This window comes from Paludibaculum fermentans (assembly GCF_051172195.1).
Taxonomy (GTDB): Bacteria; Acidobacteriota; Terriglobia; order Bryobacterales; family Bryobacteraceae; genus Paludibaculum; species Paludibaculum fermentans_A.
Genome location: NZ_JBPJAQ010000002.1, coordinates 929822 through 952833, shown reverse-complemented (window position 1 = coordinate 952833; position 23012 = coordinate 929822). Strand labels below are relative to the sequence as shown.

The following is a 23012-nucleotide window of genomic DNA, read 5'->3' as shown; positions in this document are numbered from 1 at the left end:
GCAACGATGCAGCCCCATCCGGTTTGATTGGAAGGATGGTCAGCATGCGCAACCTCGCCGTTGTCCTTATGATGTTTTGCCTCGGATCTGTCCTCTTCGCGCAGAATTCCGGGATTCAGGGATCGGTGATCGACCCGACGAAATCGGTCGTCCCCAATGCCTCGGTGCGTGTAGTCAATCTCGATACCTCCGTCGCCGCCCAGGCCACCACGAACGAGCAGGGCCTTTACCTTTTCCCCTTACTGCCGCCGGGCCGCTACCGGGTTGAATGCGAAGCGTCCGGCTTCGCTCCCCAGAAACTGGCGGAGTTCCGGCTGGAGACCGGACAGACCGCTCGCCTCGACTTTGAGCTGAAGACCGGCTCGATCGCCGAGTCGATTGAGGTGTCGGCCTCCGCAGTCCTGATTAACTCGGAGACCTCGGAAGTGGGCCAGGTGGTGGACTCGAAGCGCATCCTGGAGATGCCGCTGAATGGACGCAACTACCTGCAACTAGCCCAATTCACCGCTGGTGTCCTGCCTGGCGGCGGCCTGGGTGTTGGCAGCCGCGCTCGGGACGAAGGCGCCTTCTCCGCCGTCGGCCTGCAGATTGCCCAGAACAACGTCCTGCTGGACGGCACGGACAACTCGTCGCGGACGTCCGGCGGGCCCCTGGGTTATGAAGCCCAGCAGGTGAAGCCGCCCGTGGATGCGGTGGCCGAGTTCAAGGTGGTCACCAATAACATGAGTGCGGAGTATGGCTACCGCGCGGGCGCCAAGGTGCTGGTGACCACGAAATCGGGCTCAAACCAGTTCCACGGTTCGGTCTATGAGTTCCTGAGGAACGAGAGGCTCGACGGCACCAATTTCTTTGCCAACCGGTCGGGTGCGAAGAAGCCGTCCTATCGCCAGAACCAGTTCGGTACGACGCTGGGCGGTCCGGTCATCAGGAACAGAACGTTCTTCTTCGGCAGCTACCAGGGGACGAGGATCCGCACCGGCCAGAGCTACATCACGACACTGCCCAGCCGCGACATCATCGAGCGCGGCGACTTCTCGAAGCAGCCCGCCGTCCGCCAGAACATCTTCGATCCGTTGACGCAAACGGGAACGGGCGCTACCGCCAAGCGGAGTCCTTTCGCCGGCAACATCATCCCGCAGTCGCGCTGGGATCCCGTCGTCAAGAACATCCTGCCGCTCTACCCGACGGCGAACATCGGCACGAATGACAATCTGACGAATAACTACTACTTCGGGCCCAGCGATTCCGACGATGCGGATCAATACGACTTCCGCGGCGACCACAACTTCTCGGACAAGCATCGCTTCTTCGCCCGCTACTCACGGCGTGACCAGTTCCGCAATCAGAACGGGTATCTGCCCTACCCGGCCATGGGCGGCCAGGGCCAGACGGTGAAACTGAACGGAAACAACGTGGCCGGCGCGCTGAGCAGTGTGCTGACTTCCACGCTCTTCAACGAGGCGCGTTTCGGCTACTCGCAGTTCGATACGGCGTTCGACATTCCGTTCACAAAGAACATGAACAAAGACTACGGCATCAAGAACGCGCCCGGCGATTCGCTTGGTGACGGGCTCGACCAGGGCTGGTCGCTGTTCTCGCCGACTGGTTTCGTGGAAATGGGTCCGCGCGCCTTCTGGCCGAATGTGAACAATCTGTCGAACTACCAGGTCAGCGATGCTATCGTCTGGCAGCGCGGCAAACATACCTTCAAGTTCGGTGGGGAGTTGCGGCGCGCCAACGTGTTCCGCAACGCCGCGCGTTACCGCCGCGGCCAGTTTGCGTTCAATGGCCAGTTTACTTCCGAATCGCCGAACAACGGCACCAGCCGGGCCAACACCGGCAACGGCATGGCCGACATGCTGCTGGGTTATGTCTCCGGCGGCAACTACGGCAACAACCAGGGTGAGGACATCAACAACTGGTACTACGGCTTCTTCATCCAGGACGACTTCAAGATCTCGTCGAAACTCACGCTGAACGCCGGCATCCGCTATGAGGTCTTCAAGAAGGCGCTGTTCCCCAACTCCGCCGCGCAGAGCGTCAGCCGGTACTTGTATCAGGGCATCAATGTCGCCAACCAGGCGGACGAGAAGTTCGTCTATCCCACGGGCGACAAAGACAGCGGCGGCACCAACGACCTGAACAACTGGGCTCCGCGCATTGGCCTGGCTTACTCGGCCAATGCCAAGACGGTGATCCGCGCCGGCGCCGGGACATTCTACGGGGAGGCGAACAGCCTGAGTACGGAGAATTCGAACTTCCGTTCAGGTCCGCCCAAGAGCGCCGACATCGCGCTGCAGACTACTCCGGAAGCGACGTCATACTTCGTGAAGGACGGCTACCCGGCCTTCTCGACCTCGATCGTCCAGAAGGGTTCAGCGGTATACGTGTTCCCCGACTTCCGGCCGACTCTTTACGTCAGTCAGTGGTTCCTGGATGTCCAGCGCAATCTGCCCTGGGACGCACTCCTCACGGTGGGCTATATCGGCACCAAGGGCACGCACCTCCACAACATCCGCAACATCAACCTGCCGCAGACGCCCAGCGCGACCATCGCGGCCAACCAGCGCTATTTCCGACCGCAATTCGGCGGCATCAGCCTGCACGAGAACAGTCTCAACTCAAGCTATAACTCGATGACGGCCAAGGTGGAGAAGCGCTTCTCGAAGGGGCTGACGCTGCTGAGTTCCTTCACCTGGTCGCACAGCATCGACCAGGGGAATGAAGACCTGCTCGACGGCGGCAGCGGCGGCGTGACGCCGTGGGACATGTCCCGCGAACGGTCGAACTCCAATCTCGACCGGCGGCGGGCCTTCGTCTTGAACTCGGTCTACGAACTGCCGTTCGGCAAGGGGCACAGCTACCTCACCTCGGGTCCGGCGGCTGCGGTGCTGGGCGGCTGGCAGGTGGGCGGTATCTTCTCGATGCAGTCCGGCCTGGCCATCGGCCATAGCTTCAACGTGAACAACCAGAACCTGGGCGGCGCCGTGCGCGGCGACTGGGTGAAGAGTCCGAACCTGCCGTCGTCTGAACGCACCATCGACCGCTGGTTCGATACGACGTTCGTCGTGGCCTCCGCTCCGGGCGTGGTCTCCAATGCGGGCCGCAACCTGATCTATGCTCCGGGCCGCACCAACCTGGATATTATGGTGTCTCGCAGCTTCAACATGCCCTGGGAAGGACACTACATCCAGTTCCGCTTCGAGTCGTTCAACTTCGCCAACCATGCGAATTTCGGCTCTCCGAACACGGCCGTGGGGACGCCCAACGCGGGCAAGATCACGACGGCCGAGGATCCGCGCCGCATCCAGTTTGCGCTCAAGTACGCCTTCTAGCCATGAACCGGCGCACCTTCACCCAAACGCTCGCCGCGGCTCCGGCGCTGCTCTCCGCACAGCCGCGGCGCAAGCCGAACATCGTGTGGATCATGGCCGATGACATGGGCCCGGGCGACCTGGGCTGCTATGGACAGAAGCACATCCGGACACCCAACATCGACAGGCTGGCGAAGGAGGGCACGCTGTTCCGCACCGCCTATGCGGGCGGCACGGTGTGCGCGCCTTCACGATCGAGCCTCATGACGGGCCAGCACAATGGCCACACCGCCATCCGTTCGAATCCTGGCGGCGTGCCGCTGTTGGCCAGTGAAGGCACCGTGGCCGATGTCCTGAAATCGGCGGGCTACACCACCGCCCTGTGCGGCAAGTGGGGCCTGGGCGACATCGGTACGGACGGTGTCCCGTGGAAGCATGGCTTCGACCAGTTCTTCGGCACGCTGCACCAGGCGCACGCGCACTTCCAATACCCGCGCTTCCTCTACGAGAACGGCAGGGAGTATCCGCTGGCCGGGAATGTGAACGGGGCGCGCGTCACTTACGCCAATGACGTCATCGCCAGCCGGGCGGTCGACTTCATTCGCCAGAGCAAGGACAAGCCGTTCTTCCTCTACCACTCGCCCACCATGCCGCACTTCGAGCCGCAGGTGCCCGAGGACTCCATGGCGGAGTACCGCGGCAAGTTCCCCATGGGCAAGCCGTGGAGCCAGGCCAACAACCGGCTAAAGGCGCAGCCGGACGTGCGCACCGCCTATGCGGCGATGGTGAGCCGCGTGGACTCCTATGTGGGCCGGATCATGGCCGAGCTGCGGACGCAGGGGCTGGACCAGGACACCCTCGTGTTCTTCACATCGGACAACGGAGCGACGCTGCCCGAGATCGGCGAATTCTTCTTCGACAGCGCGCTGGGCCTGCGCGGCCACAAGGGCAATTTGTATGAAGGTGGCGTGCGCGCGCCGATGATCGCCCGCTGGCCGGGCCATGTGGCGGCCGGCAGGACATCCGACTTCCAGTGGTACTTCCCCGACTTTCTACCCACCGCGGCGGAGGTCGCCGGGGTGCGCCACCTGCCCAAAGGAATCGATGGCATCTCGGTGCTGCCCACGCTGCTGGGGCAGCAGCAGAAACCGCACGAGATGCTGTACTGGGAGAATCCGGACTACGGCTGGAAGACGCAGGAGTTCGCTGCCGGCATCCCAATGCAGGCCATGCGCCGCGGCCACATGAAGGCGGTGCGGCCAAAGCAGAATGGGGTGGTGGAGCTCTACGACTTGGCGTCGGATCCGACGGAGTCGAAAGATCTGGCGGCGGCGCAGCCCAAGCTCGCTGCCCAGTTTGACCAATGGATGCGGGCTGCGCGAACGGCGCCGCGAGTACAAAAAGAGCCACCGCACGGGTGGTGGGAGGCGCGAAGCTAGAATCATGCAGCGACGAAACTTCTTGCAGACCCTGCCTGCCGCGGCAGCACTGGCCGCCGCACCGGCGCCGCGCTACAACGTCCTGCTGTTGATGAGCGACGAGCACAATCCATTCTTCAGCCAACCCTACGGGCACTCCTTTGTCACTACGCCCAATATGGCGAAGCTGGCTCAACGCGGCACGGTCTTCCAGAACGCCTACTGCCCTTCCCCGCTCTGCCTGCCTTCGCGATCTTCCTTTCTCTCGGGCCGCCGGGTGTTCGACCTGCAGACCTACGGCAACTGCAACGTCTTCCAGGTCGATACGCCGAGCTACGGCAAGGTACTGGATAGCCAGGGCGTCCACTCCGTCCACATCGGCAAGACGGACGTGTACAACCAGGCTTCGACGCTCGGGTTCACTGAGATGATTGCGCCGGGTGATCGTGCGCGGCCAGGCGATACGCTGGTTTCACGGGTTCCCCTGGATGTCCAGAAGGATGGAGAAGGCCGCGGCGCCGGCTACGGAGTCAAGCCCAATCCGTTCGGCGGCGATATCAAGAAGGTGGACCTGGCGGTGGAGTGGCTCTCCCGCAAAGCCGCTGCGGTAGGCAAGCCCTGGACGCTGTCCGTGAATCTGCTCAAGCCACACTTCCCGCACAATGTCACGCCGGAACTGTGGGCGCAGTACGCCGCCCATGCGGACCTGCCGAAACATGGTCTCGACAGCCCTGGCGCGAAGCATCCGTATGCCGAGGATCTGCGGAAGTTCTTCGGGACCGACGCCTATGAAGCGGAGACGATCCGCAGCCTGCGGCACGGCTACTATGGCTGCATCACATTCGTCGACCAGCAACTGGGCCGGCTGGTGGACGCGCTGGAGCAGTCGGGCCAGGCGTCCAATACCGTGGTCGTGTATACGTCGGACCACGGTGAGATGCTGGGCAAGTTCGGACTGTGGTGGAAGCGCAGCCTGTATGAGGATTCGGCCCGCATCCCCATGATCGCCGCCGGACCAGGGTTCCAGGCCGGCCAGCGCGTCCGCACTCCCGTCGATCTGCACGACCTGCGGGCGTCGATGTTCGAAGCGGCCGGTGCGAAACAGCCTGCGGGGTGGTGCGGCCAGCCGCTGCAATCGATGCCGAAGTACGACGAAGAGCGCGCCGTCTTCAGCGAGTTTCAGGGCGGCGGCACCCGGGCCAGTGCCTTTCTCGTGCGCCAGGGCCGCTGGAAACTCATCTTCAATTGCGCCGCGCCCCATCAGTTATTCGATCTGGACAAAGACCCCGACGAGCTGAACAACCTCGCCGCCAGCCAGCCGAAAGTCGTGAAGCGGCTGGAAGCGGAACTGCGCCGCATCTGCTCGCCCGAAGAGGAGAATCGCCGAGCCGAGGAGTTCACGCAACGCCAGTTGCGGGCCCTGGGCCGCTGAGAACCAATCATGCAACGCCGACAATTTCTGCAGACCCTCTCCGCCGCCGCAATGGCGCCCATCGCCTCTCCACCGCGCCCTAACATTCTGCTCGTCCTGGCCGACGACCTCGGCTATGGCGACCTGGGCTGCTATGGCCAGACGCGGATCCAGACTCCGAACATCGACCGGCTGGCCGCGGAGGGCATCCGCTTCGGCTCGACCTATGCCGGCTCCACCGTGTGTGCGCCGTCACGCTGTTCCCTGATGACCGGCCTGCACACCGGGCACGCCCATACGCGCGGGAACAAGGGCAACGACCTGCCTCTGCGGCCTGGGGACGTCACCGTGACGGAGCTTCTAAAGAAGGCGGGCTACCGCACCGGGTTGTTCGGCAAATGGAGCCTCGGGCAGTTGGGCACCACCGGGTATCCGACGAAAAAGGGCTTCGATGAGTGGTTCGGCTTCTTCTCGCAGCTGCACGCGCACAACTACTACCCGGAGCATCTGCTGGATCAGGAAGGCAGCTTCCTGCTGCGCGGCAACCTGGGCACCCAGCGCAAGGACTACGCGCCCGATCTGTTCACGAAACGTGCGGTAAGTTTTCTGGAGAGACAACAGGCCGCGCAGCCCTTCTTCCTGCACGTCTGCTACACGCAGCCGCATGCAAACAATGAAATGGGCCGCGATACCGGCAACGGCATGCAGGTGCCCTCCGATGCGCCTTACTCGGATCGCAACTGGCCGCAGGTGGAGAAGAACTTCGCGGCCATGATCAGCCGCATGGACTCCGATGTCGGCCAGTTGATGGCCACCTTGAAACGCAAGGGTATGGATCAGAACACGCTGGTGCTGTTCGCCTCGGATAATGGCCCGCACAAGGAAGGCGGCCACGCCCCGTCGTTCTTCGAAAGCTCCGGCCCGCTGCGCGGCATTAAGCGCGATCTCACCGAAGGCGGGATCCGTGTACCCTGCGTCGCCCGCTGGCCCGGCGGCATCCAAGGCGGCCAGGTGAGCGAGTTTCCGTGGGCGTTCTGGGATATCCTGCCGACCTTCGCGGAGCTCGCGGGCGTCGAGGCCCCGAAGGGCCTGGATGGAACTTCCATTGTTCCGACGCTGAGCGGCAAAACGCAGAAGCCGCACGAGTATTTCTACTGGGAATTCCACGAACTCGGGTTCCACCAGGCTGTACGCATGGGCAATTGGAAGGGCATCCGCAAGGGGCCGGAACAGCCCGTTGAGTTGTACGATCTGTCGACGGACCTGGGTGAACACAAGGACCTGTCGGCAGCCAACCCGGCAGTGGTCGCGAAGATCAAACAGATCATGGCTTCGGCCCGCACGGATTCGCCGGACTTTCCTGTCATGTCCCCGGAGGAAGCGAAGAAGCGGGCACTGCCGATGTAAGGGGAGCACTCCGCATGTAGCCATCTCCGCCGTTGACAGCGTAACCAGATTTGGTTACGCTTGAGACGTGAAATCAAGCGAACTACGGCGCTGGCTCAAAAAGCAGGGCTGCCGGTTCGTGGAAGAGTCCCGCCACACGCGGATCATTTTGGGGTCGAAAGTATCACGCATGCCCCGGCATCCGGCCAAGGACATTAAGACGGGCACACTGCAGAGCATTCTCAATGACCTCGGCCTGAAGATTTAAGAGGCGCCATGGAACACTATTTAGGCCTATTTGAACCTGACGAAAAGGACGGCGGCTATGTGGCCACCTTTCCTGACTTCGGCTACGGTGTCACCCAAGGCGAGAGCATCGAGGAGGTCCTGGATCTGGCCCGGGACCTTCTGATGCTGACCATCGGCGACTTCATCCGGGGCGGAAAACCGCTGCCCGCCGCCAAACGTCGCCGGGGCGCAAAATACCGCCCAGTGCCCTTGACGGCCCTGCAGTGCGCAAAGGTCGATCTTTACAATACATTTCAAACGTCCGGCCTCAATAAGGCGCAGTTTGCGCGCCGCATCGGGATCCCGAAAACTCACATCGACCGGTTGTTCTCACTTCGGCACCAGTCGAGGCTCGACCAACTCGAAGCCGCTTTCGCCGCACTCGGCAAGCGTCTTCATGTCGAGGCGCGCAACGCGGCCTGATTTCTTTACCAGCCATACACAGTCGGCTCCGACGTTCGACGATCCATCGTGCCGGGCGCCCATACCCATCAATAATCCTATCTCTGGTCGCAGCGAGGTTAATTCCGTACTATTTTGACAATGTCCCGGCCAGCCATTTCGTCCTTACTCGAAATTCGGAGCTAGAATAATAGTCACTCATGCAGACCCTCGGCCTGTCGGACTCAACACCCCGCACGGAAAGCCGCTGGCGCGCCCTGTTCTGGCCCACCATTCGCAATGTCGGGGATTTCGATTACATCACCAGGCAGGGGCTCTGGATCTGCTACATCGTCGCCGCGGTGAATGCCGCGCTCTCGGCCTTCTCCGGCTTTCCCATTGCTGGCGCCTTCGAGTCCCTGTTCTATTTCCTGGCCGGCATCGGCGTTCGCCAGCGGAGCCGGTTCGCCGCGGTCGCCGCCTTCGCCGGATACCTGCTCAGCGGATTCGTCGTGCAGCGCTATTCGGGCAATGGCTTTGGCATCGTTCGCATCATTTTTCTGGCTCTGCTCTTCGCCAATATCCGCGGCAACTGGCTCTCAGCCCGCTGGGCCTCAGAGGAGCAGCTGGAATTCCCTCCGATGCGGCTCAACCAGACCCTGGCCGACAAGATGGCTGACCAGCTTCCGGCCTGGCTCTGGCCCAAAATTCGCATCGTCTTTTACGTGATTGCTACGTTGGAATTGCTGTTCTTGCTGTTGGCGCTTTTCGCTCCGCTGCCGTAAGAAGTGTTAGCCGGCGCCGGCCCTTGCTCATTCACTGCCCCGCGGTGTCACTGCAGGCAGCATTGCGCAATTCCTCAAACACGCCAATTGAGGATGGAGGCAAAGGTACCCAGCGCAGCCGGGAGGATTCTCCCCAATGGCGAATCTCCGGTTTCGTGATGGTCCCCCGCTCGACATCAAGCAGTCCGACGTCGTGCAACACACGGCTATCGCCGGGCTGCTCGTCGGATCTCCAGGCTATAGTCAATCGGCTTCCGTCGAGGGACCACTCCGCCGCTGTCTCGAGCAGACCTGGAATTTTCAGCCTTTGCTCTTTCCCTGCCGTGGCATTGAGTGGGAGAACCCGGATCTCACTGCCGTCAATGAAGGCCAGGCGATCCCTGTGCGGATCCCACCTCACAAGGTGACCACGCGCAACAGCCTTCGGTGGTCCCCCGCCTGGGCTTAGGACAAACACCTGGTTCTCGAAGGAAAAGGCGATCTCATTCTCATCCGGTGACCACGAGACAGAATCTGGGACCGCACCGGGTCTATCCGGACACCACAGCAGGCGCCACCATTCATCGCCATCACGCGCGAAGAATAGCCCGTTCGAACACTTTTTGGCTGTAGGGCCAGGCTGCCCGGCAGCCACCAGCGCGCGGCCCGTCGGTGACATCCGCAGATCGGCGACATCCACCGCCGCAAATGGGAATCTGGCGATCATCTTCCCCGAGAAGTCTCGCGCGACAATCGCAGGTATCTGCAGGTTCTGTTTCTTCTCTTGCTGCAACACCGCTGTGCCGTTCACATCGCGCACCTTGATGCGGCCAGCGCAGTCTCCCTCTGGACGCACCGTCAAGGGCATCCCGCTCAGGGAAACGCCCTGAATTGGGTAGTAGAAGTCGACGTCCAGAAGGAAGGTCTTCTCATTGCCCTCCACGAAGGAAGTTGCGAGCGCTATCGCTCCGGCCAGCGCCACCATCACCAGCGGCAGTCTCCAGAGCCGCGATCCCTCAACACCGGACGTCGATCGCAACCGAAGTTCTTCAGCGCTGTCCATGATCACCTTTCGCAAGGCCGTGACGAACTTCGATCGTCTGGCCATCCGGTGGGCTCACAGCCTCAATTCCAGGGCTCAGCAGCTTCAGGATTCCTGCCCACATCAGCACATGGAAAGCCAGCAACGGCAGCTGATACAGGGCTGAGCGCTGGAAGCCCTCGGCCCAATACCAATCACCAGCTCCGATTGCCAGGCTAAATAGAATCGAATCGCGAAGAATAGACCGGCGAGTCAACCGCGGGAGGAGGTTCACAGCGCACCGTCTTCTGATTGATTAAGAGGAAAAGCGGTTTACCTCTCAGTCAATCTCTCTGATTGTATCCCTCTCCGCACCGCCCGGCGCAGCCTTCAACCTCGGACAATGGACATCGATCCAGTCGCCTTCCCTGCATCCAACCGCCCCACCCAGACCTCGTCCCCAAGCACCACGGAGGTCTCGATTTGCCTCTCCGGCACACCCCAATAGCGCCGCAACAGTGCAGCCTTCTGATCCTCCGGCACCAAGGTGAATCCGTGCTTCTCATAGAACCGGATCGCCCAGAACGCCGCGGCCCACGTCCCAATCAGCACCGGTGTGGAGACCCGCCCCCTGAGGTGCGCCAGCAGTTGAGCCCCCACGCCGCTGCGCTGGCGGCTGCCTCGGACATAGGCATGGCGGATCAATGTCACATCCTGCACCGGTTGCAGGCCCATCACCCCCGACAGTCCGCCGTTCTCCTCATAGCCCCAGAACTCGACACCCTGTTCAATCTGGCCCCGCAGTTCTTCCCGGCTCATGTAGGGCGTGTGCAGGCAATCCTCTGGGATGATCCCGCGGTAGGCCTGTGCGCCGTCGTTAATCGTTGTCCAAATCGCTTCGAAGTCCCGCTCGTCGCAGCGTCGAATCATGTTCGTCCTTTCCCGCCAGTTCACGGCACTGAACCCCAGGGGCATTCCGCCGGGCTGGCCACGCTTCAACATCGCAGGAATGGGTTGTGCCGTCTTGAACGAAATTGCAGGCGCGGTAATTGCTCAGCGGAAGGCAGCCCGATAGCGGCTGGGCGTCACCCCGAAGCGGCGGGTGAAATTGCGTGTCATGTGGCTCTGGTCTGCGAATCCAGCTTCGGACGCCGCCTGGGAGGGAGCCACGCCCCGGGCCAACAGCCTGCGCACTTTGAGCAAGCGCTGTTGCACGACATAGGCATGCGGTGTGATGCCGGTGGCGCGCGCAAATCCGCGCAGCAATTGGAAACGGCTCACACCGCACAGCGCGGCCAATTCCGACAAGGAGACTGAGCTCTCACAATCGGCTTCGATCCGCTCGATCGCTCTCTGGACGAAGGGCGGAGCTCCGGTCGAGTGTGGTTTCGACACACCATGCCGCCGCAGCAGGCACATCAGCACGAGCACCAAGCGGTCCTCGGCCGCCAGCGGATCCGGAACGTCGTCCGTCAGGGTCGCGAACAAATCCGAGAATCGCCCAGCCAGCAGCGGGTCGCGCACCACAGGCCGCAGGACCTCCGGAAAGCCGCGGAGTTCTTCGCCCAACTGAGAGGCCACCGCCTGAGGATCCAGGTACACCATGCACCAGCCCCGAGCCCCATCGCCCAGCGGCGCGCCATCGTGGCACTCCCCTGCATTCACCATGATGACGTCTCCAGCCGAGGCTTCCACCGCCCCGATGCCGCTCCACGACCGGTGCCCGCCGAAGCTCATCACCCCAAAGCCCAACTGGTCGTGGAAATGGCGCGGGAACTGCGTGTTGGTCACGAGCGTGCGCGCCTCGACACCGGAAACAACGGATCGGTGCTGCTTTACCTGATGCACTCGCGCGGTCATGATTTCCGTTCAATGCAGCTCGGGTTCATCCCAACCACGATCCTGGGTACAAAATGGGCGTCCGGATTGCCCTGAGTTGCCGAACTTCGCCCTCGCCGCCCGCTCCGTTCTCCCGCATGTACCCGCCTGCTTGAAAGTACAACAAAACCTCCGCACTGGGAGAGTCCGAAGTGCTCTCCCTGACCGCACCCGAAGCGCTCCAGTTCCATTCGCGATTCGTATTGACAATTTAATACGTACGTACGTATTATATTTCCATGGGACGCAAATCCACCCGCAACACCATCGTCGAAACCGGCCTCCAGGTGATGTTCCAATCCGGCTACGTCGGTACCAGCGTCCGCGATATCGTAGCCGCCGCCGGCGTGCCGCAGGGCTGCTTCACCAACCACTTCCGCTCAAAAGAACAGTTCACCAGCGAAGTTCTTCAACACTACTTCGACAACCTGAAGGCCCTCATACAAGACACCTTGGGAGACGCCACACTCAGTCCCCGCGACCGCCTGCGCCGCTACCTCGATGCCATCACCTCCCGCCTGGAGGACGCCCACTGGCGCCGCGGTTGCCTCATCGGAGACCTCAGCCTGGAAGCGCCCGGTCATAGCGAACTGCTCCGGCACCGCCTCGGCGAAATCTTCCTGGAATGGCGAGCCCCCTTCGCGGAATGCATCGCCGCCGCCCAGGCGCAGGGCGAGATCGACACTCAATTCGCGCCGGACGATCTCGCGGAGTTCCTCCTCTCCTCCTGGTTGGGCTCCATCCTGCGCATGAAGGTGGAGCGCAATCCGGAACCACTCGAGCGTTTCAAGCGCATCGCCTTCGCCACTGTCTTCGCAACTAAGTCGCAAGGAGAGAAAGTATGAAAAAGGTATCCGTTCTTGGTTCCGCCATGGCTTATCAGGAAGCCGGCGAAGGAAAACAGCCCGTCGCCGTATTTCTGCATGGGAACCCGACCTCCTCCTACATCTGGCGCAACGTGATCCCGGCCGTGGCTCCCGTGGCACGCTGCATCGCGCCTGATCTCATCGGCTTTGGCCAATCGGACAAGCCGGCGATCAGCTATCGCTTCGAGGATCACGTCCGCTACCTTGACTGCTTCCTCGAAACACTTGGGCTCGACAGTTTCTATCTGGTGGCGCAGGATTGGGGCTCCGCCTTGGCGTTCCACTTCGCGGCCCGCTTCCCGCAACGCGTCAGAGGACTGGCCTTCTTGGAGTTCATTCGGCCAATGCCCACCTGGAACGACTTCAATCCGTCGTCTGAGTCCCAAGCCATCTTCCGGGATTTCCGTACACCCGGCGTCGGCGAGAAGATGATCCTCGAAGAGAACTTCTTCGTGGAAGGCGTCTTGCCCAACGGAGTACATCGCACCTTGACCGAGGAGGAACGGCAGGCTTACCGCGCACCCTTCCCTACCCCGCAATCACGGATCCCCGCCTGGCGCTTTCCCAATGAACTACCCATCGCCGGCGAACCGCCCGACGTATGGGCTGTGATGGAGACCGCACATTCCGCACTGGCTCAATCCCTCTATCCCAAGCTCCTGTTCGCGGGCAACCCCGGCGCGCTGGTGCCGCCGGAATTCGCGGAACGCTTCGCCAGCAGGCTCACGAATTGCCGGCTCGTCCACCTCGGCCCCGGCAGACATTACCTGCAAGAGGATCATCCTGAAACCATCGGGTGCGAAACTGCGCAGTGGATCGCCGCATGCGAACAGGCTGCTCCTCGCCAACAACGTCACGCCGCTGCTCAAAGCTGAGCTTGGTTTGATCGACACGTCGACCCGCAAAAAACCCAGGCCCCCCTCTCGGAGGCCCTGGCATTCGAATGAACAATGATCCGGCTGTGGCGAACCTACTTCATGGGAGCGCCCAGTATCGGCGTCCCCAACACATCCAGCACATGATAGATGCGCACCTTGGTGAGCTTGTCCAGAGCCCTCACCTGTCCAATCGTGTTCATGTAGTTGCGCTCGGGATGGACCTTTCGGAACACCTCCGGTGAGGTACCCGCGCCCGCGCCCAGGCTCGCCGAGTCCTTGAACGTCTGGGCAGTGTAGAGGGTGTAGCCCGTCTCGCCACTCGTGGGCAGGACGGGCACCGAGACCGCCCAGGCGCGGATGCCTTTGCCCGCGTCGATCACTTCCTTGAACATCGGCGCATAGATTGATCTCTCCATATCCATGAGTTCACCCGGACGGTCTGCCGCAGCCGCGTGATAGTCCACGCGCACATAGTTGCCCACCTCCGCCCCAGGACCAACCCGCAACACGCCACGGTTGATCTCCTGGTGGACCAATGTGCTCAATTCACGAGACGTCTTCAGGTACTCCAGGCGGTTGATGCCAGCTTTCTTGTATGTCGCATCCATCTCAGCAGTGGCCGGGTCGAGGTCCGGAAACTTATCCGAACTGATAACCATCACGTAGTTGTAGTCGGAGCCCGCGGCATAGGGCGCGGTCAGCTTCAAGAGGGTCCAGGTCTTGATGCCGCCGGAGTCGATCCGCGCCTGCATCACTTTCCTGGTCTGGTCCATACTGAACGCCAGGAAGGCATCTACTTTCTCTGGCGCCACCTTACGAAAGGTAATCACCGTGTAATTCGTCGGCAGTCTCTGCGCGCCCAGAGGAAGGCACACGAGCATCAGGAGCGCGACGGCGGCAAGGCCGGCGCAAGGTCTGTGGACTTGACTCATTGTTACTGCGTACTCCGTACTTCGGAAGGGGAGGGGCGCCAGACTGGTGCCTCACCGGTGTTGCCCGGAATTGCGCAACGGCCGCGAGGGGTCCAAGGCAGAGGCCGGACGCGGGCCGAGGCACGAGATACTTCGATTTGGGTCCTTACGGTAGGTGAGTCGGCGGCCCCAATACCGCCGCCGTAAGCTGACCCGGTTCCGGTAGCTTACGCGCAGTCTTCTATTTAAGCAAGACTAAATGCGAAAGATTCCTTACACTCGACGTACTGGGTGATCTGCCCGTTTCCGGCTCAGGCTGCCCCTGCCTGTCGGCGCCGCCGCGCCCGGATTGTATATTGGAACGTATCCCCACCGTGACACCTCCGGCACACAAGACACTGGGCCGTCTCTCCGAGCTGCGGCGCCTGCGTGAGCGCTCCGCACACGACATGCTCCTCCTGCCGAATTCCCAGTGGACGCACGCCTTGAACCGCGCCTGGATCGAGGAGGGCCTCCGCCGTTATGAGCCCTTCCTGCTCATCTCCGACGGCGATTTCCGTGGCACGATCCTCGAATGGGAACTGCGGATCGTGCGCGCCGCCGGCTATACGCGCCACGGCCGCTGGTGGAGGCCGCGATGACTTTCCAGGAAAAGACCGCAGCCGAGTGGGCGCCCTTCCAGGCGCTCCAGCCATTGATCGGAGCCCTGCACTGCCGCGGCCCGGCCTCGCGCCGCTTCCTTATCCTGCTGCGAGCCTTGCCGGTACATCTCTTCGGCATCGTGGACCAACCGGCCTGGGCAGACGGAGACACGCGCTCGCCCGCCGAGTTCTTCTTTCACGACCTCGATCACGCCCGCTACAAGATCCGCGAGGATCTCCTCGCGCTCGGCTACGATTGCCCCGATGTCAGCCCCGCTACACCGGCGATCCTTCCCTACGCTCTCGATGCCATCCGGCAGGCAGGCCCAGTGCTCTGGCAGTTGGCGCCGGAACGGCTCAGCCTCGCCCGAACCCTCTTCACGACACTGGATGACTCGCCGGACCGCCAGCTCGCGCACGCCGGCGAGTGGCTCCTCTTCGAGATCCTCCATGAGAAGAGCTTCCCGCTCGACCGCACCATTCTGCGCCGCGAACTGCAACGCCCGGAGCACATCGCCAAGCTGCGGAAGAAGCTGGCCGCCGGCTTCTATGAAGAGGCAAGCCCGCTCGTCTTTGCCCGGCTGCCGGAGGCGCGCGAATGGCTGCTCGGAGCATTGTGACGGTCCCGGTCTTCGATTTCTCAGGCCCGATGGATGCCAGCGAAATCGCCCGGCTATCCCAGGCTGCAGCCGGCGTCGGCTTCTTCCACGTCCGTCACCCGTTGTTCGACGAGCAGAGAGGCAACCAGGCCATCGAACTCGCGCGCGACTTCTTTGCCTTGCCGCCGGCGGACAAGCAGAGCTTGGCCATCGAGAATTCGGCGCACTTTCGCGGCTACAGTGAGATGCGCAACGCTAGGGATTGGCGCGAGCAGATCCACTTCGGGCGCGAGGAACCTGCTGGCGTGCATCCCCTGTCGGGGCCGAATCTCTGGCCCGCCAGCCGCGAGTGGCGCGCGGAACTTCTTCGCCTCATCGCAGACTTTGAGACCGCAGGCCGCGACATCCTGAACGCAATTTCCGCCGGATTACCGCTGCGGCCCGATCAACTACTGCCGCCAGCGGAAGCCCCCTACGTCCTGCTGAAACTCATCCACTACCTTCCGCCGCCGGACGGCCAACCGCGCTCAGGAGTCGCTCCGCACGTCGACTTCAGCTGGATCACTCTACTCCTCCAGGATGACGCCGGCGGCCTCTCCGCCTGCACGCCCGAAGGTCAGTGGCAGGACATCAAACCCATGCCAGGGACGTTGATCGTAAATATCGGAGAGATCCTGCAGTTCGTCACTGGAGCCCGTCTCCGAGCCACGCCGCATCGCGTGATGAACCGCACCCGGGATCGCATCTCGCTACCGTTCTTCCTGAACCCTGGCCTGGACCGCTGGATCGAACCCGCCCGCCTCGGCCAGCAAGACCCCTCGACGGCAACACCGGACCCCGAACACGTCCATCGCGTGCTGCCAGTCAACGCCGCAACGACTTTTCACTACGGCGAAGCCGAATGGCGTCGCAAGGGACAGGGCGTCTGGTGCCGCGATTGCGTCAAGGCTTGAGGCGCCACCGCGCACCCGAATCCTGCGGCCAGGGCACTGTGCTGTCTCAATGATTCATTTCTCCGCGACCGCCCATCCCCGCCGCCTCAACTCGCAGCAGCCCCCGCCCCTGCGTGATCGCATAGCACGTAGTCAGGTCGAAGCACGATAAGCTGACCACCTGCTCCCCGGCCATCGGAATCGCCGTCCACTGGAACCCTCCGTCGTCAGATTCCCTCAGGACTCCATCAGCGCCCACCGCGTAGCCGTGATCCACCGTCAGGAACTGAATCCGTGTATGGCCTGGCCCGGGAGTCCGGGGCCAGATCTGCGTCGGCCGCGCCAACTCAAACCACGAACGCCCTTGATCATCGCTGCGAAACAGGTAATCTCCCTGCAAGAGCCAGTGGAGATCGCCCGTAGACACAACTGCCACTGGCGGCTGAGCTCCACTCAAAAACTGTTCCGAATGCCCGCCGGCGAAGGAGAACTGGCTGGCGGCCCAGGTTCGACCCTTGTCCTTCGAATACATCGCTGCTGTCTTTCCGAAGAGAGAGAACACTGCACCGCGCCCTTCCTGAATGACTTCGAACTTTCCCGATGGCAGCGCACGTTTCTCCCAGGTTTTACCGGCATCCTGACTCACCAGCAACTGCTCGGCGAACCGCCCGGGACCATCCCGCGTCAACACCCGCGCCAGCACCGTCGTCTCATCCCTGCCAACGGTCAGCCACTCCAGGCGTCCGTCCTTCAACGAGGGCCCCACTGGGATCGCACACAATCGCTTCCAGCTGAGGCCCGCATCGGAGGTGAGATACACCGTCTCGTCAATCACGACCCAACCGTGCCCGCCCGCGTGCAACTGGTAGCGCACCGGAGACACGGGCCCAGGGGCATGGGGGTCCACTCGTCCCTTCGCGGGCCAGGCGAGCCGCTGCCAGCTGCGTCCTCCATCCCCTGTCCGATAACTCGGACTGAAGAGGCCGCAGACCAGCCACCCTCTTTCAGAATCCGCAAAATCGACATCGCATTCCGCGGGTCTCGAAACCGCATCCGGCAATCCAGCTACCCGGCTTACACCGGTTGGCAGCAACATCGCATACAGAAAAACCACCGCAATCATGACGTGCAAAGGATAACATTACCTGGAATCCACTCAACTCGCCGCGGAGCTCCGCCCTCTCCCACGATGCCCTTTTCAGCAGAATCTGCCCTCCGCCGGGTCGCGCCACTAACCCCTCCGTGCCATTCAATTTCAGCTGTATATCTGATAACCTCCTCCCAATGCGTACCCGGGCCGCCTCGCTTCTGTTCAGTCTCTTCTCCTTTTGGTGCTTCCTCCCTTCCGTTCTCCCGGCCCAGGCGACTGGCTCTCTCACCTGTCTCATCACTCACGCCCACACCGGTGAACCCGTTTCCGGCGTCCAGGTCCTCCTCCGCCCGGCAGGTCCAGGACAGAATACGGAACTCCACGCCACTTCCGATGCGAATGGACGGCTCCAATTCGAAGACGTAAAACCAGGCCGATACGAACTCTCCAGCACAAAGCCGGGCTTCGTCCCGCACCGGCAACTGGTTGAAGTCGCCACAGGAGTCGCGAGGTGCGCCGACCGCCTTACTCCGTTCACCCGCGTCTCCGGCCGCGTCACCCTCAGCCCCGATCGGCCCGCGGCGGGCGTACCCGTCGAGATCCGCCGCCGTGGCGGCCGCCCCCGCTACACCACCATTACCGTCGCCGATGGCAGCTACGTTCTCGACAAATTGCCGCCCGGCCGCTACCTGCTCAGCGCCGGCGGCCGCGGAGCGGCTCTGCGAAAACTCTCCGGCTACACTCCTGTCGAGGACGCACCCCTCGAAGGCAGCCCCACCACCTGGGCCCCGGCATTCTTCCCCGAGGGCCGCTCGCCGGCCGAGGCGCAGGTGCTCACCATCACTGGCGGCACGGACCTCAACGGCTACGACCTGCGGCTCCGCCAGGTCCCGGTCTACCGCCTTCGAGGCATGGTTGTGGATGATCGCGGCGAGCCTGCCGTCGGAGCGTCCCTCGAACTCTTCACCGCTGACCATTGGTTTGGCGCGGAGTATGAGACCACCGCCCGCGCGGACGGCAGCTTTGAGCTCGAAGGTGTACGCGCCGGCGATTGGAACCTGCGCGCCTCCCTCGCCCGCGCCGGAGCCACCCTCAAGGGCAGCCTGCAACTCGCTGTCTCCAAAGCGGACCTCCCCGCGCTCCGCCTCGAGCTCGCTCCGCCCTTCCCCATGGAAGGCATCGTCGAGCGCGACACACCACGCGACAAGGATGGGAACCGGCTCGTCAGTGGTGTCTACATGAGCTCGGAAGATGGCGGAGCGGACATCGCCCTCTCCTTCCACAAGCAGGACGGCAGCCTCCACTGGGACTCCATCTATCCCGGCCGCTATCGCATCCGCCCTGTCGGCTTCCTCTCCGGCTGGTATCTCGACTCCGTGTACGTCGGCGATCAGGAAGTACTCACGCGGGCGGTGGAGCTGCGGCCAGGCAGCCCGCCCATCCGAATCGTCTACCAGCCCCGGCCCGGCCAGGTGCGCGGCACGGCCGGCCGCCTCGGCGCCGCCCACGTCTACCTGATTCCGGTCGAAGAATCCCTCTGGGACGAACAATTCGTGCGATATGCCAGGACAGATCCCGAAGGCCGCTTCGAGATTGGCAGCCTGCGGCCCGGCGAGTATGTCGCCTTCGCCTTCGACGAGCCCCAGGATACGGACGAATTTACTGATCCTGCGCTCGTCCGGCCGCTGCTCACCCGGGGAACCCGCCTTTCCGTCCGCCGCGGGACGCTCAGCGAGATCGAGCTCAAGCCTCTCCCCGGCAGCCTCTGGTAGGAACCGTAGCCGCCTGGCACCACCGGCCTGCCACGGCCTAGGTCAGGTCTCTATAGAACCTCTAAGGTAAGTTGCTGATGGAACCCCTCCCTGCTTTTCGGCCACCATGACTTAACGAGATAAATCGATGAGCATTCCGGCTCGCATATTACATTGGTATTTCGGCCTCGCTGCCATATTACTGATTCCAGGCAGTCTCCAAATCCTGGGAAAAGCGTGGTGGAAGGCCGCTCACTCGAACCATCCCCCGGCTGGATTGGTCGGCCTCAGCATCATAATGTCGTACTTTTTCGTAGCTGGCTTAATGGCTGCGATGGCCTGGTGGCAGATAAAACGCGGCCGGAGGTTCGCCGGACGCTGGGCGCTGGCCGCTTCGATCTTCCACCTTCTGTTTCTCCCCATCGGACCCTTTGTGACCCTCGCCGGCCTGCTCGTATTTCTGCGCCGGAAACAACGCGAGGCGATTCAGGTGGAACGTCCGCCCGACCATACCCCGAAGGAGGGCGATGGCACCTCGCGGTTCACACAAGGCGCATTCTTTACGGTCTCGTGGGTGTTCGCCATTGCCGGATTCCGCTGGGTCGACCACTTGGCCGCCCAGTCCGGCTTGACCTCCACCCAGGGGCCACTGACAGGCATCCTCGCGCTGCCGCTGGCCATCCTTCTCTCCATCTTCTTCCATGAACTCGGGCACGCGCTCGGCGCCTGGGCCTCGGGATTTCAGGTCCGCATGTTCCGTGTCGGACCGTTCTCCTTCACCAAGCTCGAAGGCAAATGGCGGTTCGGGTGGGCCGGACTGCTGGGTGGGGCGACCGCGGCCCTGCCCTCAAAAGCACATGGCATCCGCTCCGGCGCACTGTTTATCATCGCCGCCGGGCCAGTCGCCTCGTTCGTCACCGGGACCCTCTGCCTCGTGTTGTTCCTCACCGCGCGCAACTCGCCCTGGCAGTCCGCCTGGGATCTGCTGGGCACCATGGCAGTCCTGTGCCTCATCGATTCCGTCATCAATCTGCTGCCCGTGGGTACCAGCAATGGAGGGTATTCCGATGGCGCCAGGCTTTGGCAACTGGCCTTGAATGGCCCGTGGTGCACACGGATCATCGCTCAGTTCTATACGGGACTTTCCATCACCGCCGACCTCTCGCCGGCGGATTGGCCCACCCACCTCGTCGAAGAATCGGCCCGCATTGAACCGGGCACCAGCGGCGACCCGCATTCGGTTCTCCTCGCCTTCGTCCACCTCCGCTTTCGCGGAGAAACTGAGCGGGCACGCGGCTATTACGACCTGATCAATCAATATGAGTCGAAATGGCCGCAAAAGGACGTCACCCAGTTCGCCCCCGAACTCGCCTTTTATGAGGCCTTCTATAACGCGAATGCGGAAGCAGCGCAGCGCTGGTTCGAACGCTTCAAGGATCAGGCCATATCAGACTATTGGCGCGCCCTGGCGGCACTTCACGGAGTCAGGGGCGAATTCGAAGCAGGACGTGCAGCCTGGCACAAGGGCTGGAGCCTGGTCTATCAGGCGCCGCCCAGCGGTCTTCGCCTCATAGACGAACAGGACTTCCGCTGGATGGCCGAACTCTGGTGGCCCGATCTCGCCAGCCTTGCCCCAATCCGACAGGTTTCCCCATCACCAGCAATCACCAGCCGCGAAGCCGTCGTTGTCTGATCCGCACTCCTGCCACATACACCCTTGCCAAACTCAATAAATGAGTATATGCTCAGTCAAAGAGCAGAACTGACATGGCGAAACCTAAGAGCGAAGACAAGCGCAACGCAATCCTGGCCGCCGCCACGCAAGTCTTCGCGCAGCGCGGCTTAAGCGCGCCCACCGCCGCGATCACCACCCAGGCCGGCATAGCCGAAGGTTCGCTCTTCACCTACTTCAAAACCAAGGACGAGTTGATCAACGCGCTCTACCGCGAGCTGAAACTCGAACTGGCTGATGCGATGCTGGCCGGCTTCCCTCGCAAGCAAAGCGTGCGGCACCGCCTGCAGCATGTCTGGAACGGCTATGTGGATTGGGGCATGCACCATCCCGAAGGACAGATGGTCCTGCGGCAGATTCAGGTCTGGGGCGGCTTGACCGAAGAGTCAAAGGCGGCCGCGGGCGCTGCGTTTGGTGAGTTCGAACGAATCTCCGAGGATGCGGTCGCTCAACGGCTCTATCGGGATATGCCCCTGCCTTTCCTCCTCGGCGCGCTGGCCTCCCTGGCGGACATGACCATGGAGTTCATGCGCCGCAACCCCGAGCAGGCAGCGGAATACCGGTCCCACGGCTTTGAGTTGTTTTGGGCCGGTGTCACCCGCAAGTAGTTTTTTTGAACCTTACATGAGTGCGTACGCATTCATATAGAAGAAAGGAATCCCCGATCACCATGCAATACAGACTTCTCGGCAACAGTGGGCTGCGAGTTTCCCAAGCCGCCCTCGGCGCAATGACTTTCGGCGAAGACTGGGGCTGGGGCTCCGGCAAAGACGAGGCCCGTCAGGTCTACGACGCCTTTCGCCAGGCCGGCGGCAATTTCATCGATACCGCCAACGTCTATACCAACGGCACCAGCGAAAGCCTGCTGGGCGAGTTCATGGACGGCCACCGCGAAAGCGTGGTCCTGGCCACCAAGTATTCCAACGCCTTTCCCGGCACAGATCCCAACGCGGCCGGCAACCAGCGCAAGAATATGGTTCAATCCGTCGAGGCGAGCCTCAAGCGTCTCAAGACCGACTACATCGACCTGTATTGGGTCCACATCTGGGATGCCCTCACGCCCGTCGAAGAGGTGATGCGCGCCCTCGATGACCTCGTTCGCTCAGGCAAAATACTCTATACCGGCATTTCCGATGCACCCGCATGGTGGATCGCCCAGGCCAATACCCTGGCCCACCTGCGCGGCTGGACCCCGTTCGTCGGGCTGCAGATTGAATACAGCCTGTTGGAACGGACCGTTGAGCGCGAGTTGATCCCCATGGCGAAATCCCTGAACATCGGTGTAACCGCCTGGTCCCCCCTGAAGGGCGGCGTACTCACCGGCAAATACCAGGGCGGCGCGGCCGCCGATGGCCGCATGAATCACGCCATGCTCAAGGACTTCGCCCGGGAACAGGCCTCCACCGGCAGGATTCTCGACACATTGAAGACCGTTGCCGGCGAAGTTGGCCGCAGTATGGCCCAGGTGGCACTGGCCTGGCTCCAGCACCGTCCCGTGCCGGTGATTCCCATCCTGGGTGCCCGCAAGCTCACGCAGTTCGAGGACAATCTCGCCAGCTTCACGCTGGTCCTCTCCGAAGATCAGGTGCGACGCCTGGACGAAGCTTCCCGCATCGAGCCAAGCTTCCCCACCAGCATGTTCGACCTGGAAATGGTCCGCTCCATCCGCTATGGCGGCCTGCGGGACCAGATCCTGGCCTGACACTCCGCAGTCCGTAGCATGGGGGGCGACCGCCGGCCGTCCCCCCTAC

At 62.4% G+C, this 23012-nt stretch carries 21 protein-coding genes; 16 read left to right on the top strand and 5 right to left on the bottom strand.

Features of this window, described 5'->3' with window-relative positions:
• The first annotated feature begins 44 nt into the window (after positions 1–44).
• The 7 genes from ACR9Y2_RS30470 (at position 45) to ACR9Y2_RS30440 (ending at position 8983) form a co-directional block, all read left to right on the top strand.
• A complete protein-coding gene (locus ACR9Y2_RS30470; protein ID WP_435045650.1) occupies positions 45–3335 on the top strand; it encodes a TonB-dependent receptor domain-containing protein in 3291 nt (1096 codons plus the stop codon).
• A gap of 2 nt (positions 3336–3337) precedes the next feature.
• A complete protein-coding gene (locus ACR9Y2_RS30465) occupies positions 3338–4753 on the top strand; it encodes an arylsulfatase (protein ID WP_435045649.1) in 1416 nt (471 codons plus the stop codon).
• A gap of 4 nt (positions 4754–4757) precedes the next feature.
• Positions 4758–6164 (top strand): sulfatase-like hydrolase/transferase, encoded by a 1407-nt coding sequence (locus ACR9Y2_RS30460; protein WP_435045648.1) that lies wholly within the window; start codon positions 4758–4760, stop codon positions 6162–6164.
• 9 nt (positions 6165–6173) lie between these two features.
• On the top strand, positions 6174–7550 hold the full coding sequence (locus ACR9Y2_RS30455) for an arylsulfatase (RefSeq protein ID WP_435045647.1): 1377 nt from the start codon (positions 6174–6176) through the stop codon (positions 7548–7550).
• Between the two features lie 67 nt (positions 7551–7617).
• Positions 7618–7797 (top strand): type II toxin-antitoxin system HicA family toxin, encoded by a 180-nt coding sequence (locus ACR9Y2_RS30450; RefSeq protein ID WP_435045646.1) that lies wholly within the window; start codon positions 7618–7620, stop codon positions 7795–7797.
• Positions 7798–7805: 8 nt separating this feature from the next.
• Positions 7806–8240 (top strand): type II toxin-antitoxin system HicB family antitoxin, encoded by a 435-nt coding sequence (locus ACR9Y2_RS30445; protein WP_435045645.1) that lies wholly within the window; start codon positions 7806–7808, stop codon positions 8238–8240.
• 179 nt (positions 8241–8419) lie between these two features.
• Entirely contained in the window at positions 8420–8983 is a 564-nt protein-coding gene (locus tag ACR9Y2_RS30440; protein WP_435045644.1) for a hypothetical protein, read from the top strand.
• A 31-nt stretch (positions 8984–9014) separates the two neighbouring features.
• Here ACR9Y2_RS30440 and ACR9Y2_RS30435 read toward each other — a convergent pair whose 3' ends face one another.
• The 3 genes from ACR9Y2_RS30435 to ACR9Y2_RS30425 all read right to left on the bottom strand — a co-directional run bounded on the left by ACR9Y2_RS30435 (position 9015) and on the right by ACR9Y2_RS30425 (position 11831).
• Entirely contained in the window at positions 9015–10031 is a 1017-nt protein-coding gene (locus ACR9Y2_RS30435; RefSeq protein ID WP_435045643.1) for a TolB family protein, read from the bottom strand.
• 342 nt (positions 10032–10373) lie between these two features.
• Positions 10374–10913, bottom strand: a complete 540-nt coding sequence (locus tag ACR9Y2_RS30430) for a GNAT family N-acetyltransferase (RefSeq protein WP_435045642.1) — start codon at positions 10911–10913, stop codon at positions 10374–10376.
• 123 nt (positions 10914–11036) lie between these two features.
• Positions 11037–11831, bottom strand: a complete 795-nt coding sequence (locus ACR9Y2_RS30425; RefSeq protein WP_435046346.1) for a helix-turn-helix domain-containing protein — start codon at positions 11829–11831, stop codon at positions 11037–11039.
• Between the two features lie 269 nt (positions 11832–12100).
• On the opposite strand from ACR9Y2_RS30425, the gene ACR9Y2_RS30420 reads away from it, so the two are divergent.
• Entirely contained in the window at positions 12101–12706 is a 606-nt protein-coding gene (locus ACR9Y2_RS30420; RefSeq protein ID WP_435045641.1) for a TetR family transcriptional regulator C-terminal domain-containing protein, read from the top strand.
• A complete protein-coding gene (locus ACR9Y2_RS30415; protein ID WP_435045640.1) occupies positions 12703–13602 on the top strand; it encodes a haloalkane dehalogenase in 900 nt (299 codons plus the stop codon). Before ACR9Y2_RS30420 ends, ACR9Y2_RS30415 begins: the two co-directional genes overlap by 4 nt.
• 95 nt (positions 13603–13697) lie before the next feature.
• Here ACR9Y2_RS30415 and ACR9Y2_RS30410 read toward each other — a convergent pair whose 3' ends face one another.
• Entirely contained in the window at positions 13698–14537 is an 840-nt protein-coding gene (locus ACR9Y2_RS30410) for a hypothetical protein (protein WP_435045639.1), read from the bottom strand.
• 335 nt (positions 14538–14872) lie between these two features.
• Between ACR9Y2_RS30410 and ACR9Y2_RS30405 the strand changes: the two genes are divergently transcribed.
• From ACR9Y2_RS30405 to ACR9Y2_RS30395, 3 genes are read left to right on the top strand one after another with little or no spacing between them, the layout of a single operon-like run.
• Positions 14873–15157, top strand: coding sequence for a hypothetical protein (locus tag ACR9Y2_RS30405; protein ID WP_435045638.1), 285 nt, complete (start codon positions 14873–14875; stop codon positions 15155–15157).
• Positions 15154–15777: a hypothetical protein gene (locus tag ACR9Y2_RS30400; protein ID WP_435045637.1), complete on the top strand. Its 624-nt coding sequence runs from the start codon at positions 15154–15156 to the stop codon at positions 15775–15777. The genes ACR9Y2_RS30405 and ACR9Y2_RS30400 overlap by 4 nt, the downstream gene beginning before the upstream one ends.
• Positions 15756–16709: an isopenicillin N synthase family dioxygenase gene (locus ACR9Y2_RS30395; protein WP_435045636.1), complete on the top strand. Its 954-nt coding sequence runs from the start codon at positions 15756–15758 to the stop codon at positions 16707–16709. Before ACR9Y2_RS30400 ends, ACR9Y2_RS30395 begins: the two co-directional genes overlap by 22 nt.
• A 46-nt stretch (positions 16710–16755) precedes the next feature.
• Here the strand turns inward: ACR9Y2_RS30395 and ACR9Y2_RS30390 are convergent, their stop codons facing one another.
• On the bottom strand, positions 16756–17595 hold the full coding sequence (locus ACR9Y2_RS30390) for a hypothetical protein (RefSeq protein WP_435045635.1): 840 nt from the start codon (positions 17593–17595) through the stop codon (positions 16756–16758).
• Positions 17596–17972: 377 nt separating this feature from the next.
• Here ACR9Y2_RS30390 and ACR9Y2_RS30385 point away from each other — a divergent pair, with 377 nt between their 5' ends.
• The 4 genes from ACR9Y2_RS30385 to ACR9Y2_RS30370 all read left to right on the top strand — a co-directional run bounded on the left by ACR9Y2_RS30385 (position 17973) and on the right by ACR9Y2_RS30370 (position 22963).
• Positions 17973–19550, top strand: a complete 1578-nt coding sequence (locus ACR9Y2_RS30385) for an MSCRAMM family protein (protein ID WP_435045634.1) — start codon at positions 17973–17975, stop codon at positions 19548–19550.
• 277 nt (positions 19551–19827) lie between these two features.
• Positions 19828–21222 (top strand): M50 family metallopeptidase, encoded by a 1395-nt coding sequence (locus ACR9Y2_RS30380; RefSeq protein WP_435045633.1) that lies wholly within the window; start codon positions 19828–19830, stop codon positions 21220–21222.
• A gap of 74 nt (positions 21223–21296) precedes the next feature.
• Entirely contained in the window at positions 21297–21869 is a 573-nt protein-coding gene (locus ACR9Y2_RS30375; protein ID WP_435045632.1) for a TetR/AcrR family transcriptional regulator, read from the top strand.
• Between the two features lie 62 nt (positions 21870–21931).
• On the top strand, positions 21932–22963 hold the full coding sequence (locus ACR9Y2_RS30370; protein WP_435045631.1) for an aldo/keto reductase: 1032 nt from the start codon (positions 21932–21934) through the stop codon (positions 22961–22963).
• Positions 22964–23012: the final 49 nt, after the last annotated feature.

Excerpts from the sequence above, each read along its gene's own strand:
- ACR9Y2_RS30460 (WP_435045648.1), top strand. The coding sequence starts at position 4,758 with ATGCAGCGACGAAACTTCTTGCAGACCCTGCCTGCCGCGGCAGCACTG.
- ACR9Y2_RS30430 (WP_435045642.1), bottom strand. The coding sequence starts at position 10,913 with ATGATTCGACGCTGCGACGAGCGGGACTTCGAAGCGATTTGGACAACG.
- ACR9Y2_RS30410 (WP_435045639.1), bottom strand. The coding sequence starts at position 14,537 with ATGAGTCAAGTCCACAGACCTTGCGCCGGCCTTGCCGCCGTCGCGCTC.
- ACR9Y2_RS30420 (WP_435045641.1), top strand. The coding sequence starts at position 12,101 with ATGGGACGCAAATCCACCCGCAACACCATCGTCGAAACCGGCCTCCAG.
- ACR9Y2_RS30375 (WP_435045632.1), top strand. The coding sequence starts at position 21,297 with ATGGCGAAACCTAAGAGCGAAGACAAGCGCAACGCAATCCTGGCCGCC.
- ACR9Y2_RS30395 (WP_435045636.1), top strand. The coding sequence starts at position 15,756 with ATGGCTGCTCGGAGCATTGTGACGGTCCCGGTCTTCGATTTCTCAGGC.
- ACR9Y2_RS30380 (WP_435045633.1), top strand. The coding sequence starts at position 19,828 with ATGTCGTACTTTTTCGTAGCTGGCTTAATGGCTGCGATGGCCTGGTGG.
- ACR9Y2_RS30385 (WP_435045634.1), top strand. The coding sequence starts at position 17,973 with ATGCGTACCCGGGCCGCCTCGCTTCTGTTCAGTCTCTTCTCCTTTTGG.
- ACR9Y2_RS30470 (WP_435045650.1), top strand. The coding sequence starts at position 45 with ATGCGCAACCTCGCCGTTGTCCTTATGATGTTTTGCCTCGGATCTGTC.
- ACR9Y2_RS30465 (WP_435045649.1), top strand. The coding sequence starts at position 3,338 with ATGAACCGGCGCACCTTCACCCAAACGCTCGCCGCGGCTCCGGCGCTG.
- ACR9Y2_RS30400 (WP_435045637.1), top strand. The coding sequence starts at position 15,154 with ATGACTTTCCAGGAAAAGACCGCAGCCGAGTGGGCGCCCTTCCAGGCG.
- ACR9Y2_RS30415 (WP_435045640.1), top strand. The coding sequence starts at position 12,703 with ATGAAAAAGGTATCCGTTCTTGGTTCCGCCATGGCTTATCAGGAAGCC.
- ACR9Y2_RS30445 (WP_435045645.1), top strand. The coding sequence starts at position 7,806 with ATGGAACACTATTTAGGCCTATTTGAACCTGACGAAAAGGACGGCGGC.
- ACR9Y2_RS30440 (WP_435045644.1), top strand. The coding sequence starts at position 8,420 with ATGCAGACCCTCGGCCTGTCGGACTCAACACCCCGCACGGAAAGCCGC.
- ACR9Y2_RS30370 (WP_435045631.1), top strand. The coding sequence starts at position 21,932 with ATGCAATACAGACTTCTCGGCAACAGTGGGCTGCGAGTTTCCCAAGCC.
- ACR9Y2_RS30455 (WP_435045647.1), top strand. The coding sequence starts at position 6,174 with ATGCAACGCCGACAATTTCTGCAGACCCTCTCCGCCGCCGCAATGGCG.